The organism is Halorhodospira abdelmalekii (assembly GCF_016583625.1).
In the GTDB taxonomy this organism is placed as follows: Bacteria; Pseudomonadota; Gammaproteobacteria; order Nitrococcales; family Halorhodospiraceae; genus Halorhodospira; species Halorhodospira abdelmalekii.
Genome location: NZ_NRRN01000031.1, coordinates 1 through 14869, shown reverse-complemented (window position 1 = coordinate 14869; position 14869 = coordinate 1). Strand labels below are relative to the sequence as shown.

The window sequence follows — 14869 nt, the reverse complement described above, 5'->3', positions numbered from 1 at the left end:
CTGCCTGATCTCGCTCGACCCTCGCTCGACCCTACACACCCTCACTCTCGCTACCCCGGCGCGTCGGATGAAGAGCCCCCCGAGGCGCGGCCGACCCCGCTCGCTGCCCCTCGTCGCGCCCCTCGACCGGTCAAGCGAGGCCGGCCGGCGAGCAAAATGCCGATCTCGTAGAGGAGCCACACCGGAACCGCCAGCAAAATCTGCGAGAGCACATCCGGCGGGGTCAACAACATCCCCACCACGAAGGCGCCGACGATCACGTAAGGGCGCTTCTCGGCGAGGGCATCGCGGGTCGTAATCCCGCTGCGCACCATTAAAATGGTCGCGATTGGCACCTGAAAAGCGATGCCAAAGGCGAAAAAGAGGGTCAAGACGAACGACAGATACTCGCCGATATCCGTCATCATCTGCACGCCCTCTGGGGAGACGAAGGCAAAGAAGCGAAAGGCGATCGGAAAGACGACGAAGAAGGCGAAGGCCCCACCGAGATAGAAGAGCGTCGAACTGGAGAGCAGCAGCGGCCAAACTAGGCGCCGCTCGTGCCGATAGAGCCCCGGCGCTACAAAGGCCCAAAGCTGATAGAGGCTGTATGGGATGGTGAGGGCAATGGCGGCCACCAGCGCCAACTTCATCGGCACCAGGAAGGGAGATGCCACCTGGATAGCAATCATCGAAGCCTCAGGCGGCAACACCTCCTGCAGTGGCCTGGCGATCGCACTGTAGATGTGGTCGCGAAAGGGATAGAGGGCCACAAAGGCAAGCAGGACCACCACCACGACCCGCAGCAGGCGCGATCGCAACTCCTGCAGATGGCTAAGCAGCGACTGCTCCGGCAGCGTGCCCGAGGCACTGCCCTCGCGATCGGCATCCCCGCGCACGGTGTCTTCCTCGCGCGCGGTGCGCTCGGGGCCGGTTCCGATGCGCTCGCGATCGGCAGGCTCGCGCTCAGAGTGATCGCTGACCATCAACGCCTCTCGCTCTTCTGCTGTGTCTCGTCAGCCGCTGCGGCGCGCTCTTCACCCTTCGCTGGGGCAGCGGAAGGGCGGACGGAGGCCGTGCTGGCTGCGCGTTCGTTGTCCGCAGTGGCCGCGGTCTGGGCCGCGGTCTGGGGAGTCGTTTCGCCACCAGGAGGGCGGTTGCCGTATGTGCTGCTCGGGTACTTGCCAGCAACGCGCCGTGCTGCCCGCGAACGCAGTTTGCCATCAGGAGGGCCATCAGAAGGGCCATCGGGTGGGCCGTCCGCAGCCGCGTCCGTTTGGCCGCCTGACTGACCCGCTGCCTGACTGGCTGGTTGATGGTGGGCCGGTTGATGGCCGTAGGATGGGGCAGCAGGGCGACCGCTTGCTGCCGTATGGCCAGCCGATTGCGCGCCGGGGCGGACGGCTGGCTGCGTCGCCCGCCCCCCCTGCTCGGCCCGCTCAGCGCTGAGCGCCCGCTGCAGCACCGCCGAGCGCTCCTCGTCAGAACCCGCCTGCGCCGTTGCCCGACCCGCTGCTGCCCGATCCACAGCCGACCGCGCTGGCTCCCCTGCGGTACGCCGACTACTGCGCGTCTCGAAGGCATCGCTCTGCCGCTCCAGACCGCGCCGTGCACTGTCAAAGTCCTGGCGAACACTCTCTCCGAGGCGACGCACCTCTTCGATCTGCACCTCGCGTTCAATCTCGGTGCGTGCCGCATGAAAGGCGCTGCGCGCGCGCCCCAGCCAATAGCCACCGATACGCGCTGCACGAGTCATCCGCTCAGGGCCGAGAACCAGCAGACCGATCAGAGCGATGATCAAGACTTCCCAAAACCCGAGATCGAACACCGCTCACCTCCGCTCAATGGGGGCTCATTGGAGCGTTCAGCAACTGCTCAGCAACTGCTAAGCGTCTTAACGATCTGAACGATCGGCCTGGCGCGCGGTCGTGTCGGCGTCACCGTCCGAAGCAACCGATGGGTTAGCGTGCTGCCGTGCCTCCGCGGCCTCACCCTCAATCGTCTCGCCACTGCGCCGCTGCTGGTGCTCGAGCGTACCCGGCTCACCGGAACGTCCCGACTCCTGATCCTGCTCCTCGCGCTCACCCGCCTGCACCGACTCTTTAAAGCCGCGAATCGCACTGCCTAAGTCTCCGCCGATATTGCGCAGCCGCTTCGTACCGAAGAGCAGGGCCACGATCAGCAGAATGATCAATAGCGACCAGATACTTACACCCATGACGCGCCTACCCTCCCGAGACTCCGTCTATTCGTATGTCCGCCCCAGCGGCTTACTCGCCTGCCGATCCAACCAGCCCAAACGCCACCTACCCCTCACCGCGGGCGGCCTTCTCCTCAAGCCCAGAACGCCCCATGCGTCGTACCAACTCGGCAAGCACCTCATCGATCTGCACACCGCAGGCGTCGAGCATGATCAGGCTATGAAACCACAGATCCGCCGTCTCATAAACGACCTGCTCCCGCTCTCCCCCCTTTGCGGCCAAAACCGCCTCGGTCGCCTCTTCACCGACCTTCTTCAAGATGGCATCAAGCCCTTTGTGGTGGAGACGCGCGACGTAGGAGTGTTCGGGAGAGGCATGCCGACGCTGCTCAACCACCGCCGCCAGCGCGCGGAGGAGATCGTCACTCGCCTGGAGCGCATCGCCACCGCTCTGGTGCACCGCTTGATCCGGTGTGCCTTGGCCACTCTCTTGGTTCATAGGGCCTCCGCAAGGAAACCCGCGATTTCAACCGCGGGAGAAATTGCGGCTGCGATCTTGCAGCCGTCGCAATAGGTGCCCCGGTTTGCCGCCCGCTAGGCCGTCTTGTTGCAGCAACACATGCGGCGGTCTTCCGTCTACCAACGCACCTCAATACCGCGGTCGGCCAAGCAACGCTTCGCCTCCGCGACCGTGTGCTCGCCAAAGTGAAAGATGCTCGCCGCCAGCACGGCATCGGCGCCACCCTGCTCGACTCCATCGGCCAAATGCTCCAGCGTACCGACCCCGCCGGAGGCCACCACCGGCACCGGCACCGCCTCGGCCACCGCGCGCGTCAGCGCCAGATCGAAACCGCTGCGCGTCCCGTCCCGATCCATACTCGTTAGCAGGATTTCACCGGCGCCCAACTCTGCCATCCGCAACGCCCATTCAACGGCATCAAGTCCGGTCGGCTTGCGTCCACCGTGGGTAAAGATCTCCCAGCGCGGCGGATCATGCTCAACTTGTTTGGCATCGACCGCCACCACGATGCACTGTGAACCGAAGCGCCCCGCCGCCTCACAGACCAAATCGGGGCGGTGCACCGCAGCCGTATTGATCGCCACCTTGTCGGCGCCGGCATTCAAGAGCTTGCGGATATCGGCCACCTGACGGACTCCACCCCCGACAGTCAGCGGGATGAAGACCTCGCCGGCCACCGCCTCGACAACCTCGTAGAGCGTCTGCCGTCCTTCGTGACTGGCCGTGATATCGAGAAAGGTCAGTTCGTCGGCCCCCATCGCATCGTAACGCCGTGCCACCTCGACCGGGTCGCCAGCGTCACGAATATCGACAAAGCGCACCCCTTTGACCACCCGACCACGATCGACATCGAGACAAGGGATGACACGCTTAGCCGTCATAGCGCGGTCTCCTCACGGGCAATCGCGATGGCGCGCGCCAAGTCGAGCCCGCCGTCATAAATCGCCCGCCCGACAATCGCCCCAGCGATCCCCTCCTCAGCGCGTGCTAAGGCGCGGATATCCTCCTCGCTGCTCACACCACCGGAGGCGATCACCGGCGTATCGACAGTGCGCGCCAACTCGCACGTGGCCGCGATGTTGCAACCCTGCATCATGCCGTCGCGCCCGATATCGGTAAAAATCAGCGCCGCCACCCCGGCATCGGCAAACCGCAGCGCCAAATCACTAGCGCGCAGCGTCGAGGTTTGCGCCCAACCGTCGGTCGCCAGGTAGCCGTCACGGGCATCAAGACCAACGCAGATGCGCCCCGGGAACTCCCGACAGAGTGACTCGACAAACTCCGGGTCACGCGTCGCCAACGTCCCGATAATGACGGCATTGACTCCTGCGTCGAGATAACGCGCCACCGTCTCGCGGCTGCGAATCCCGCCACCGAGCTGCAAGGTCAGCCGTGGCTGCGCCTTGGCGATCGCTTGCACGGTCTCCTCGTGGGCCGGCCGCCCCTGCACCGCACCGTCGAGATCAACCAGATGCAGCCGTTCGGCACCGGCAGCGGCCCAGCGCGCCGCAACCGCGACCGGATCATCGGCAAAGACCGTCTCATCGTCCATACGCCCTTGGCGCAACCGGACACAACGCCCCCCTTTCAGATCAATCGCAGGAATGACAATCACGTGCTCAGCTCCAGCTTCCGTCCCACTCAAGGAAATTACGATAGAGCCGTAGGCCAGCCGCCTGGCTCTTTTCTGGATGAAACTGCACGGCAAAACAACTGCCGCTGGCTAGGGCCGCTGCGAAGGGACGGCCGTGCTCGGCCTCGCCGACAACCGCCTCCGGCGTATCGGCAACCGCATAGTAGCTGTGCACGAAGTAGAACCACGTCCCATCCTCGATTCCGGCCCACAACGGATGCGATTGTTGCTGGCGGACCCGACTCCAGCCCATGTGCGGCACTTTAAGCCGCCGACCCTGATCATCCCGCTCTCCGCTTGGAAAGCGCAGCGCTCGCCCTGGGACCACGCCTAACCCGGCGCACCCACCACTCTCCTCGCTGTGCTCAAGCAGCGCTTGCATCCCTAGGCAAATACCCAAAAAGGGTCGGTTGCGCGCCGCTGCTATGAGGCTATCGCGCAGCCCCAGACGATCGAGTTCGTTCATGCAGTCACCGATCGCCCCCACCCCCGGCAGCACGATGCGATCGGCGCGCTCGATCTGCTCGACATCGGCACTGACCTGCAGCTCCACCCGTCCCCCACCGGCGTGCGCCAAGGCACGGTAGACCGAGTGCAAATTGCCCATACCGTAGTCGACGATGACCACCTGCTCCATGCTCACAGCGTCCCCTTGGTCGACGGAATGCGGCCGCTGCCGCGCGGATCGAGCGCTACCGCTTGGCGCAGCGCACGGCCGAAGGCCTTAAACAGGGCCTCGGCGATGTGGTGGGCGTTGCGCCCGCGCAGCACATCGAGATGGAGGGTCAACGCCGCATGGCGCGTCAGCCCCAGGAAAAACTCCTCGATCAATTCGGTATCGAAGGTGCCGATGCGCTGGCGCGGAAAGTCGGCGCACAACACCAATCCTGAACGACCCGAAAGGTCGACGACGGCACGAGCAAGGGCCTCATCAAGCGGCACGTAGGCGTGTCCGTAGCGCTCGATCCCAGCCTTTTCCCCCCACGCAGTACTGAGCGCCTGCCCCAGGGTAATACCGACATCCTCAACGGTGTGGTGATCATCGATCCAGGTATCACCACTAGCGGCCAGCTGCATCTGCACACCGCCGTGACGGGCGATCTGGGCAAGCATATGGTCGAAAAAGGGCACGCCACTGGCGATCTCGCTCTCGCCATCACCGTCGAGATCCACCCAGGCGCGCACCTGCGTCTCCCCGGTCGTGCGCACCACCTCGCCGATTCGTCTCGCCATGGGCCTCACTCACCAATCCACTAATAATTTTGACTACTGGCAATGATTGCTGATGACTGCGCTGAAGCGCGCAGGATAGCACATGGAGAGACCCATTCAGCGCGCCGCAACCTCAAGCCAAAAGGTGACAGGACCGTCGTTGCACAACTCCACCTGCATATCGGCACCGAAGACCCCGCTAGCGAGCCGCCCCGGCGCCTGCTCAGCGAGTTGGTCCAGTAAGTATTGGAAGAGGGCTTGACCTTGCGCCGGCGGCGCTGCCCGGGTGAAGCTCGGCCGCATGCCCTTGCGCGTATCGGCGGCCAAAGTAAACTGCGGGACAAGCAGCAGGTCGCCACCACAGTCGCACAGCGAGCGGTTCATACGCCCTTGCTCATCGGGAAAGACCCGGTAACCGAGTAGGCGCTCGCCAAGCCGACGTGCTTCGCCGCGCCCATCACCAGCGACAGCGGCGATAAGGACAAGCAGCCCCGGCCCGATGGCGGCGACCGTCTCGCCCTCAATCCGCACCGCAGCGGAACGCACGCGCTGTATCAAACCGATCATAGCAACCCGCAACGGCCGGACCGAGCAGAGTCACTGCTCGACCCGGCCTTTCCATCGACCCGCTTAGCTCTTCTTGCTCGCTCTCGGGCCTTTGCCATCGGTCGCGCTCGGGCCCTCGGTCGCCACACGTGAGAGCTCCCGCATCGCCTCCTGAGCCCGCTGCGTAGCCTCTTGCCACGCCTTGAGTACGCGCTGGCCCTCCTCGTCCCACTGCTGCGCCATGCGTGATGGATCCATGTTCTTGACGCTGTCGAACCAGGCGTTCCAGAGCTTGCTCTGCGCCTCGGTCCACGCCTTCATCATCTCCTGGGTCTGCTTCATGGCCTCTTCCACGCCTTGTGAAGCCGACTGTGAAACGCCACTGCCGTCGCCCTGGGCGCCCCACTTGCGCGTCCACTCCACTTGCGCCTCAAGGGCCTCACGGACCGCCTGTTCCCAGGCCTCCAGGCAGCGCTGATACTGTTTCTGCCACTCCTCGGCCCCCACACCCATAGCCATGCCCTCAGGCGCTCGCACGCCCTTGACCGACTGCAGCCAACTCTCCCACATCTTCTGCTGCATATCGGTCCACTCGCGCACCATCCCTTCCATCGTCTCGTTCACATTCATCGCCTAACCCCCTCTAATCGCGTCTACGATACGTTCCTCAGTCTAGTGTAGCGGCTAATGCGACCCCAAAACCACAGGCGCTCTTGGTAGACTGGCCCGGCTGACTTGGGCTGCGGCAGGCAGCGGGCAAAGGGGCGGACAGATACAGTGAGCAAACCGTGAGCAAAGAGAGGGCAACGGGCTGGATCGAGAGGGTAATGCGCCTGTTAGGACGCTGCCCGCTGCCGTTGCTCCACGGCTCCGGCTGGGTCCTAGGTCAGCTCTTAGCGCGAGTCCCGAACCATCTGCGGCTTATCAGCGCCATCAACCTCGCGCTCTGCTTCCCGGCACGCTCCGAGGCACAACGCCGGCGACTGCAGCGCCGCGCGCTAATCGAGACCTGCAAGACAGCTCTGGAACTCGGCCCGGTGCTTACGGGCGATGCCGAACGCATCACCCGACGCTGGGTCCGCGCCGTTCATGGCCACCACCACCTGGAGAAGGCGCTGGGCAGCGGCCGCGGCCTAATCTTGCTGGCCCCCCATCTTGGCTGCTGGGAACTACTCAACCTCTGGGTGGCCGCACGCTATCCGCTGACCGCACTCTACCGCCCACCCCGCCAAAGTGCCCTGGAGCCGTTGCTCGTGCGCGGGCGCACGCGCAACGGCGCCCGCATGTTGCCGGCCGACACCCAAGGTATCCGCGCCCTGATTCGTGCCCTGCGAGCCGGCGAGGTCGTCGGCATCCTGCCGGATCAGGAGCCCGCCGGGAGCGAGCCGTTTGCGCCCTTTTTCGGCGTACCGGCCAAGACGATGACCCTCGCTAGCCGCCTCGCTCATAAGAGCCAGGCCGCCGTCGTGTTCGGTTTTGCCAAACGGTTGCCCGCGGGGGGCGGCTTCGAGCTACACTTCCTGCCAGCGCCAGAGGGGGTCGCCGCCGCCGATCCGCACATCGCCACCGCTGCATTGAATCGCGGCGTAGAGGCGTGTGTGCAAAAGGCCCCGACACAGTATCAGTGGACTTATAAGCGCTTTGCCACTTGCCCTGACGGTAGCCGCCGCTACCCACGACGGCAGCGGAAAGGGCGAAAAGGCAGTGATAGCAGCCGTGCCAGCAGTGGTCAGCGGCAGCAGTAACAACGGCAACAAGCCGGATCGCGGCTCGCTTGGCTCGCTTGGCTCGCTGCCCCATCGTCCGGCCCGGCTCGGCAGCCAGGCGACCCGCATGAAGCAAAGCGCCGCAGCAGTTGAAGTCGCAACCGAACACCCGCTATACTGCTCGTTTGCATAGTTGTCGCCGCTTGAGGCAAAAGCCCCTGCGGTTGCCGTGTTCGTTGTTGCTGTCTTGCACAGCGAGCGACGGGGCTAATGAACTGACCCATAGACAGGAAAGAGAAAGGGCGAAACACGCATGCCGATTGTCAAAGTCCGCGAAAACGAGCCGTTCGAAGTGGCGCTGCGGCGATTCAAGCGCTCCTGCGAGAAGGCCGGTGTCCTCTCCGAGATTCGCCGTCGTGAGTATTACGAAAAACCGACCCAGGTTCGCAAGCGAAAGCAAGCTGCCGCGGTGAAACGCCACATGAAACGGTTGCAGCGGGAGCAGCAACGGCGACAACGCGCCTATTAAGCCGCACCCTCTGAGTGACCGGAGCCCCATGGACACCCCTTCAATCAAGAAGCAACTGCTTGAGGCGATCAAGACGGCGATGCGCGCCGGTGACAAGGAGCGCCTCGGCGTGCTGCGCGGAGCCTCGGCCGCCATCAAACAACGCGAGGTCGATGAGCGCGTCGATCTCGACAGCGATGATGCGGCGGCGATTGAGGTGCTCAGTAAGGTCATCAAACAGTGCCGCGAGGCCGCACAGCAGTATCACGCCGCTGGTGAGTCCGAGCGCGCCGCTGCCGAGGAGCGCGAGGCCGATATCATCGGCGAGCTACTGCCCGAGCCCGCCAGCGCGCAAGAGGTTGAGGAGACGATTGAGGCGGCCATTGCCAACAGCGGCGCCTCCTCAATCAAGGACATGGGCCGCGTAATGGCACAGATTAAGCCGCAGCTTTTAGGGCGCGCCGACCTCGGCGCCGTCAGCGCACAGGTCAAGGCGCGACTCAGCGGGTCGTAGTCGATAGCGGATGGCGGGGCTCATTCCGCAAGAAGTCATCGACGACATCCTGCACCGTACTGACATCGTTGCGGTTATCGGCGAACGTCTGCCGCTGCGCAGGGCAGGCGTCAATTTTAAGGTGCGGTGCCCCTTTCACGAGGAACGCACCCCCTCCTTTACGGTCAGCCCCGACCGGCAGACCTACCGCTGCTTCGGATGTGGCGCCTACGGCACGGCTATCGGCTTTTTAATGGCCTACGATCGCCTCGGCTTTCGCGATGCGGTCGCCGAACTGGCCGCTCGGGCCGGCGTCTCGCTCCCTGAGCACGCCCCCGGACGCACCCCCGCCCACGACCACGCCCCACTCTACGAAGTCCTCGAGCAGGCCGACCGCTTCTTTCGCCAAGCGCTTCGCACCCACCCGGCGCGCCAGGCCGCCATCGACTATCTGCAGCGACGCGGGATCAGCGGCGAAATCGCGGCCACCTTCGGCATCGGCTTCGCCCCACCCGGCTGGAATCAGCTCCTTAAGCAGTTCGACGATCCCCGTCCAGCGATCCGTGCCGGGCTTATTGTCGAACGAGATGACCGACGCTATGACCGCTTTCGTGATCGCATCACCTTTCCCATCCACGACCGCCGCGGACGTGTAATCGGCTTCGGCGCCCGCACGATTGGCGATGCTGAGCCTAAGTACCTGAACTCACCGGAGACGCCCGTCTTTCAAAAGGGGCGCGAGATCTACGGGCTCTACCACGCGCTACAACAGGAACAACGCCCGCAACGGCTGATCGTGGTTGAGGGCTACATGGACGTCATCGCCCTAGCACAGGCCGGTATCCGCGGGGCAGTTGCCACACTCGGCACGGCGACAAGCCGCGAGCAAGCCCTGATCTTGCTGCGCAGCGCCGCAGCGACCGTACTCTGCTTCGATGGTGATCAGGCAGGACGCACTGCCGCCCTACGCGCGACCGAGGATCTCCTACCCATCGTTCAAGGTGATCACGAAGTGCGCGTCTTACTGCTCCCGGACAATAGCGACCCCGACGATCTAGTCCGCAGCGAGGGGCGCGCAGCCTTCGAACAGCGGCTCACCGAGGCTGCACCGATGGGCGAGCACTTTCTCACTCAGCTCAGCGAAAACTGCGACCTCGCCACGGTCGATGGCCGCAACCGACTGCTGCAGCGCGCGGCCCGCACCCTCAAGCGGATGCCGGCGAGTCTATTACGCGAAACCCTGATCGGCCGGCTCAGCGATCTGACCCACACTGATCCACAACGCATCGACCAACTGCTGCAACAGCGCGACCGCGGCCCTGCCATCGGAGCGCAGCACCCGGGCGCTCCATCCGGAACCAACCACAGAGGGCACACCGGCCATGCCACGGTCGCCTCCCCCTCGCCCACGCACTCAACGGCGCCCCCGCACGGCTCGCTACCAGCCGGCTCAAACGCAGCAGCGGGCGCAGCAGCCCCACATTCCGACTCCGTAATTCGGCGCACGCCGATCTATCACGCCATCGCCCTACTCCTTCAGGAACCCAAGCTGGCACAGCAGGCAGGCGAACCGGATCGCTTCGCGGATCGCGATATCGACGGCCTCGAGCTGCTGCAACAGCTCCTTGAAATCGCGCGCCGCGACCCCCAGATTACCACCGCGAGGCTTTTGGAGCGTTTCCGTGCCACGAAGCACGAGGAGCCCCTTAAGCAGCTAGCGACCTGGCAACACGCGGAGTTCGGCAACGACCAAGCAGCGGAACTCCTCGACGCCCTAACCCGCGTCGAGGAACGCATCCTTGATGGCGAACAGGCACGATTGATCGGGATGCTGGAGGCCCCCGACACCAATGAGACCGGACAGGCAGCGCTCGGGGAGCGCCTGCGCGCCGCACAGCGGCTTCAGCTGCTGCTGGATCGACGCCGACAACACAGCGGCCTGAGCGACGAGGAGCAGCGTGAGGTGGCAGAGTTGCGCAAACGCTTTCGACTCCAGCCGTAGCGCGATACGGCAGGCGACACAAACAGCACCCGGCACTGCGGGGCGCCCGCTCCCCTCATGCCGGCCGCACCGGGCGCCCCGTGGCGCCGGTGCTACGCGAACAATCGAGCCCATCCGCGCACAGCGGCCGCTCTTGTCCCCGACACAGGCTCGGGATAAGCTAAGCGGTTCCGTCTTCGGATGGCCATCCCCACGAGCAACAGCGAACCTGATCGAGCACCTATGTCACAGGATCAGCAGTCACAAATCAAGCAGCTCATCGCCAAAGGCAAAGAGCAAGGTTTTCTGACCTACGCGGAGGTGAACGACCACCTGCCCGACGATATCGTCGATCCGGAACAGATCGAAGACATCATCGGGATGATCAACGATATGGGGATCAACGTCCACGAGACGGCCCCCGACTCCGATGAATTGCTGCTAGCGGAAGCTGCGGTCCCGACCGATGAAGACGAGGCCGAAGAGGCCGCCGCTGCCCTCGCTGCCGTCGACGCCGAATTTGGCCGTACCACTGATCCCGTGCGCATGTACATGCGCGAGATGGGCTCAGTTGAATTGCTGACCCGTGAGGGTGAAATTCAGCTCGCCAAGCGCATCGAAGACGGCCTCGACGGTGCTCTAGAGGCGCTTTCAGCCTACCCCGAAGCCTCGCGTCAGCTGCTGATGCTGCACGAGCGGGCCGAGGCGGGTGAAATTCGCTTGACAGACATCGTCGCTGGCTTTCGTGATCGCGACGACGCTCCAGGCGAGGAGAGCGCAAGCCCGCCCCCGACCGGAGAGAGTGGTGATGATGAGGGCGAAGGGGCGGCCCCGGAGATCGGCCCCGACCCCGAGGCCGTGCGTGAGGTCTTCGCGCGACTGCGTGCAGCCTACGATGAGATGCAGGATCTGCTCAGCGAGCACGGCTCCGATGCCGCGCGCCTTGAGCCGCTACGCGCCGAATTGCGCACCCTCTTCTTGATGGTGAAATTCACGCCTAAAGTGATCGACACCATCGCTGACCGCCTGCGTGCAACTGTCGATACGATCCGCCAACGCGAACGCGAGATCATGGCAATCTGCACGCGCACGGGCGGAATGGCGCGCAAAGCCTTCGTCCGCGACTTCCAAAGCCGGGAGACCGACCCTGCGTGGCTGGATGAGCGACTTGCTGTTGGCGATACGTGTGCCGAACGCATCAAGCCCTACGCCGAACAAATCCGCCGCGCCCAGGAAGAGATGCGAGCCATCGAGCAGCGCAACGCGCTGTCGGTCACCGAGATCAAAGAGATCAATCGGCGCATGTCGATGGGCGAGGCTAAGGCGCAGCGCGCCAAGAAGGAGATGGTAGAGGCCAACCTGCGCTTGGTGATCTCGATCGCCAAGAAGTACACTAACCGCGGCTTGCAGTTTCTCGATTTAATCCAAGAGGGGAACATCGGCCTGATGAAGGCGGTCGATAAGTTCGAGTACCGGCGGGGCTACAAGTTCTCCACCTATGCGACGTGGTGGATCCGTCAGGCCATTACCCGGTCGATCGCCGATCAAGCGCGCACCATCCGCATCCCGGTCCACATGATCGAGACGATCAATAAGCTGAACCGGGTCTCGCGGCAGATGCTGCAGGAGATGGGACGCGAGGCGACCCCCGAAGAGCTCGCTGAACGCATGGACATGCCCGAGGACAAGGTGCGCAAGGTGCTCAAGATCGCTAAAGAGCCGATCTCGATGGAGACACCGATCGGCGATGATGAGGACAGCCACCTTGGCGACTTCATTGAGGACACCAGTGTGACCTCGCCGGTCGACTCGGCGACCTCGGAGGGGTTGCGTGAATCGGTGCGTGAGGTACTATCAGGGCTGACTCCGCGCGAGGCTAAGGTCCTGCGCATGCGGTTCGGCATCGACATGAACACCGATCACACCCTGGAGGAGGTCGGCAAGCAGTTCGACGTAACGCGCGAGCGTATTCGTCAGATTGAAGCCAAGGCCCTGCGTAAGCTCCGCCACCCGACGCGTTCGGAGGCACTGCGCAGCTTCCTGGAGGAGTAAAGAGCACAGTCGCGAGGATCGACGCGGCTGAGTACGACGAGTCCTGCGCGGTGCGTTATCGCCCTCCCCCCCTCCCCCCCCTTGGGCATAGCGTACCGCGCACTTTAATCCTTAAAAGGGCCTATAGCTCAATTGGTTAGAGCAGTGGACTCATAATCCATTGGTTGCAGGTTCGAGTCCTGCTGGGCCCACCAATAAGATCAAGCGCTTAGAACAACGCCACGCCTTTCTCCGTTCGCCGCCGCATTGTCTGGGCTCCCCTGGGGCTCCCAAGCCCGGTGGTCTGGCAGTCCTGCCCCGGCACGACATACGCCAAGCTCGCTTGGCTGCAAGCCGGGCACATCCGTGACGCCACGTGCCAGATCGGTTACGGTATCGGCATGCCTACGGTGAATCTAGAGCAAGGCCTTGAGGCACCACACATACCCACCTTCAAAGGGGAATTGCTCTTGTGGGATCAACGCTACGCAATAAAGGAATACATCTACGGCACCGCCCCTAACGCCTTCTTCGCCGCCGAAGCTTGGCGAATCCCAGAAGGACCGGTGCTATTCCTCGCCGAGGGCGAGGGACGCAACGCGGTCTGGCTCGCCGAGCGCGGCCACACAGTCACAGCGGTCGACTCCTCTGCGGTGGGGCTGGAGAAGGCGCAGCGGCTGGCCGCTGAGCACGGGGTCACGATTGAGACAGTCTGCGCCGATCTCGCCGAGTATTCGATCACGCCCGGCGCTTGGGCGGGGATCGTCTCGATCTTTGGCCACCTCCCTCCAGATCTTCGCTGCCAAGTTCACCGCCAGGCGGCACTTGGGCTGCGCCCTGGTGGTGTATTCATCCTTGAGGCCTACACACCTCGGCAACTCAGCTACGGCACCGGAGGACCGCCCCGCGCAGAGCTGATGATGGACCAAACCACTCTCGGTAACGAGCTGTCCGACCTACGCTTCCTGCTGCTCCGCGAGCTGGAGCGTGAGGTCTCCGAGGGTCGCCACCACAGCGGCCAAGCGCACGTTGTCCAGGTTGTGGCGGAAGCGCCGTAACCGTGGCTGAATTGAGGTGGGTTCAGGCTCAGTGAGTGCTGCCGCCTAGCGTGGAGTTGTGCCGGATTTCGAGCAGCTCTGCGCCGTTGAAATCAAGCAACTCCTCTCGCCACGCTTTCACCCGTTGCTGCGCGCCGACGATGTCGTGCATCAATTTCGGTACGTGCTCGCCGCGGCTGCGGGCTTCGCGATACTCGGCCAATGCCTGATTGATCAATGCACTGTTGTCGCGCACCAACCCCTCAAGCACACAGCGGCGCGTCGCCCGTTGTGCATTCGGCACGGCGGCACCCAAAGACTCGCGGGCTGTAATCAGCGCATCTTCAGAGAGTTTATGCACCTCAGCATAGATTCGGTCCGTGCTGATATACACCTCGATCAGCTGTGCCAAAGTCGCGTCGCTGACGCTTCCCTGAGCCAGCTCGCGGTCGGCCTGTTCGAGTAACCCACTCAATTTTTCGCTGATTTCCCTCAGCCGTTTGTCGAAATTTCGATCACTCTCCCACATGGTTGTCGATAGTACATCAATAGGCGCGACCAGGCGCGTTTGACTGGACGGGCGAGCGTGAGCCGCGCTACGGTGCTAACAACATGATCATGCGAGACGATTCGGAGGCGAGCGTGAGCAAATTCGCTAGCAAGTCGGCTGCCGCCGTTGCAGCGCTCTTCTGCATGGTACTGCTTGGCGGCTGCTCTAGCGACGGCAACGCAAGCGCAACCGGCCAGAGCAACACGGCGACACTATTTACCGTCGAGACCGTCGTCAGCGAGTTGCAAAGCCCCTGGGGGCTGGTTTTTCTAAACGACTCCCCAACGCTCGCGCTGGTGACGGAAAAACCGGGGCAGCTCAACTTGGTCGACATCGCCGAGGGAACCATGAACTACTCCCGCCAAGCTTACGCTATGGCGTGAGTTTCGCGCTTCGACGGGAGTGCCGATTCATCCAGAGGATGACCCGGTCTGACCTCCCTCCACGCATCGGCCGGTTCCCGACCGGATAAA

Annotated in this window: 18 protein-coding genes and 1 tRNA gene; 8 read left to right on the top strand and 11 right to left on the bottom strand. The window is 63.6% G+C overall.

Features of this window, described 5'->3' with window-relative positions:
* Positions 1-50: 50 nt before the first annotated feature.
* The 10 genes from tatC to CKO15_RS08675 all read right to left on the bottom strand — a co-directional run bounded on the left by tatC (position 51) and on the right by CKO15_RS08675 (position 6720).
* Positions 51-965: a twin-arginine translocase subunit TatC gene (tatC, locus tag CKO15_RS08720; RefSeq protein WP_200195121.1), complete on the bottom strand. Its 915-nt coding sequence runs from the start codon at positions 963-965 to the stop codon at positions 51-53.
* Positions 965-1807, bottom strand: coding sequence for a Sec-independent protein translocase protein TatB (gene tatB, locus CKO15_RS08715; protein WP_200195119.1), 843 nt, complete (start codon positions 1805-1807; stop codon positions 965-967). The genes tatC and tatB overlap by 1 nt, the downstream gene beginning before the upstream one ends.
* A 66-nt stretch (positions 1808-1873) precedes the next feature.
* Positions 1874-2197 carry a twin-arginine translocase TatA/TatE family subunit gene (gene tatA, locus CKO15_RS08710; RefSeq protein WP_200195117.1) on the bottom strand — a complete coding sequence of 108 codons (324 nt, stop codon included), beginning with the start codon at positions 2195-2197 and terminating at the stop codon, positions 1874-1876.
* Positions 2198-2285: 88 nt separating this feature from the next.
* Complete coding sequence (locus tag CKO15_RS08705; protein ID WP_200195115.1) at positions 2286-2678, bottom strand: phosphoribosyl-ATP diphosphatase; 393 nt, start codon at positions 2676-2678, stop codon at positions 2286-2288.
* A gap of 137 nt (positions 2679-2815) precedes the next feature.
* The gene (hisF, locus tag CKO15_RS08700) at positions 2816-3580 is read right to left on the bottom strand and encodes an imidazole glycerol phosphate synthase subunit HisF (RefSeq protein WP_200195113.1); all 765 of its coding nucleotides are present in this window, start codon (positions 3578-3580) and stop codon (positions 2816-2818) included.
* Complete coding sequence (hisA, locus tag CKO15_RS08695) at positions 3577-4314, bottom strand: 1-(5-phosphoribosyl)-5-[(5-phosphoribosylamino)methylideneamino]imidazole-4-carboxamide isomerase (protein WP_200195111.1); 738 nt, start codon at positions 4312-4314, stop codon at positions 3577-3579. The genes hisF and hisA overlap by 4 nt, the downstream gene beginning before the upstream one ends.
* A gap of 4 nt (positions 4315-4318) precedes the next feature.
* Complete coding sequence (gene hisH / locus CKO15_RS08690) at positions 4319-4969, bottom strand: imidazole glycerol phosphate synthase subunit HisH (protein ID WP_200195162.1); 651 nt, start codon at positions 4967-4969, stop codon at positions 4319-4321.
* 2 nt (positions 4970-4971) lie between these two features.
* A complete protein-coding gene (hisB, locus tag CKO15_RS08685; protein WP_200195109.1) occupies positions 4972-5565 on the bottom strand; it encodes an imidazoleglycerol-phosphate dehydratase HisB in 594 nt (197 codons plus the stop codon).
* A 96-nt stretch (positions 5566-5661) separates the two neighbouring features.
* Positions 5662-6111 (bottom strand): D-aminoacyl-tRNA deacylase, encoded by a 450-nt coding sequence (dtd, locus tag CKO15_RS08680; protein WP_200195107.1) that lies wholly within the window; start codon positions 6109-6111, stop codon positions 5662-5664.
* A gap of 63 nt (positions 6112-6174) precedes the next feature.
* Entirely contained in the window at positions 6175-6720 is a 546-nt protein-coding gene (locus CKO15_RS08675; RefSeq protein WP_200195106.1) for a hypothetical protein, read from the bottom strand.
* Positions 6721-6878: 158 nt separating this feature from the next.
* Here CKO15_RS08675 and CKO15_RS08670 point away from each other — a divergent pair, with 158 nt between their 5' ends.
* The 7 genes from CKO15_RS08670 (at position 6879) to CKO15_RS08640 (ending at position 13867) form a co-directional block, all read left to right on the top strand.
* A complete protein-coding gene (locus tag CKO15_RS08670; protein WP_338036032.1) occupies positions 6879-7835 on the top strand; it encodes a lysophospholipid acyltransferase family protein in 957 nt (318 codons plus the stop codon).
* 274 nt (positions 7836-8109) lie between these two features.
* A complete protein-coding gene (gene rpsU, locus CKO15_RS08665; protein ID WP_200195104.1) occupies positions 8110-8325 on the top strand; it encodes a 30S ribosomal protein S21 in 216 nt (71 codons plus the stop codon).
* 28 nt (positions 8326-8353) lie between these two features.
* Positions 8354-8818 carry a GatB/YqeY domain-containing protein gene (locus CKO15_RS08660; RefSeq protein ID WP_200195102.1) on the top strand — a complete coding sequence of 155 codons (465 nt, stop codon included), beginning with the start codon at positions 8354-8356 and terminating at the stop codon, positions 8816-8818.
* 10 nt (positions 8819-8828) lie between these two features.
* The gene (dnaG, locus tag CKO15_RS08655) at positions 8829-10799 is read left to right on the top strand and encodes a DNA primase (RefSeq protein ID WP_200195100.1); all 1971 of its coding nucleotides are present in this window, start codon (positions 8829-8831) and stop codon (positions 10797-10799) included.
* Positions 10800-11021: 222 nt separating this feature from the next.
* Entirely contained in the window at positions 11022-12830 is a 1809-nt protein-coding gene (gene rpoD, locus CKO15_RS08650) for an RNA polymerase sigma factor RpoD (protein ID WP_242464676.1), read from the top strand.
* A 117-nt stretch (positions 12831-12947) separates the two neighbouring features.
* Positions 12948-13024, top strand: a tRNA-Ile gene (locus tag CKO15_RS08645).
* Positions 13025-13279: 255 nt separating this feature from the next.
* A complete protein-coding gene (locus tag CKO15_RS08640) occupies positions 13280-13867 on the top strand; it encodes a class I SAM-dependent methyltransferase (protein ID WP_200195157.1) in 588 nt (195 codons plus the stop codon).
* Between the two features lie 28 nt (positions 13868-13895).
* On the opposite strand, the gene CKO15_RS08635 is transcribed toward CKO15_RS08640, so the two are convergent.
* Positions 13896-14321 carry a hypothetical protein gene (locus CKO15_RS08635; protein WP_200195096.1) on the bottom strand — a complete coding sequence of 142 codons (426 nt, stop codon included), beginning with the start codon at positions 14319-14321 and terminating at the stop codon, positions 13896-13898.
* Positions 14322-14488: 167 nt separating this feature from the next.
* Here CKO15_RS08635 and CKO15_RS08630 point away from each other — a divergent pair, with 167 nt between their 5' ends.
* Positions 14489-14779, top strand: coding sequence for a hypothetical protein (locus tag CKO15_RS08630; RefSeq protein WP_200195094.1), 291 nt, complete (start codon positions 14489-14491; stop codon positions 14777-14779).
* Positions 14780-14869 lie beyond the last annotated feature (90 nt).

Coding starts and splice junctions, on each gene's coding strand:
- tatC (WP_200195121.1), bottom strand. CDS start 965: ATGGTCAGCGATCACTCTGAGCGCGAGCCTGCCGATCGCGAGCGCATC.
- tatA (WP_200195117.1), bottom strand. CDS start 2,197: ATGGGTGTAAGTATCTGGTCGCTATTGATCATTCTGCTGATCGTGGCC.
- CKO15_RS08705 (WP_200195115.1), bottom strand. CDS start 2,678: ATGAACCAAGAGAGTGGCCAAGGCACACCGGATCAAGCGGTGCACCAG.
- hisF (WP_200195113.1), bottom strand. CDS start 3,580: ATGACGGCTAAGCGTGTCATCCCTTGTCTCGATGTCGATCGTGGTCGG.
- hisH (WP_200195162.1), bottom strand. CDS start 4,969: ATGGAGCAGGTGGTCATCGTCGACTACGGTATGGGCAATTTGCACTCG.
- hisB (WP_200195109.1), bottom strand. CDS start 5,565: ATGGCGAGACGAATCGGCGAGGTGGTGCGCACGACCGGGGAGACGCAG.
- dtd (WP_200195107.1), bottom strand. CDS start 6,111: ATGATCGGTTTGATACAGCGCGTGCGTTCCGCTGCGGTGCGGATTGAG.
- CKO15_RS08675 (WP_200195106.1), bottom strand. CDS start 6,720: ATGAATGTGAACGAGACGATGGAAGGGATGGTGCGCGAGTGGACCGAT.
- rpsU (WP_200195104.1), top strand. CDS start 8,110: ATGCCGATTGTCAAAGTCCGCGAAAACGAGCCGTTCGAAGTGGCGCTG.
- CKO15_RS08660 (WP_200195102.1), top strand. CDS start 8,354: ATGGACACCCCTTCAATCAAGAAGCAACTGCTTGAGGCGATCAAGACG.
- dnaG (WP_200195100.1), top strand. CDS start 8,829: ATGGCGGGGCTCATTCCGCAAGAAGTCATCGACGACATCCTGCACCGT.
- rpoD (WP_242464676.1), top strand. CDS start 11,022: ATGTCACAGGATCAGCAGTCACAAATCAAGCAGCTCATCGCCAAAGGC.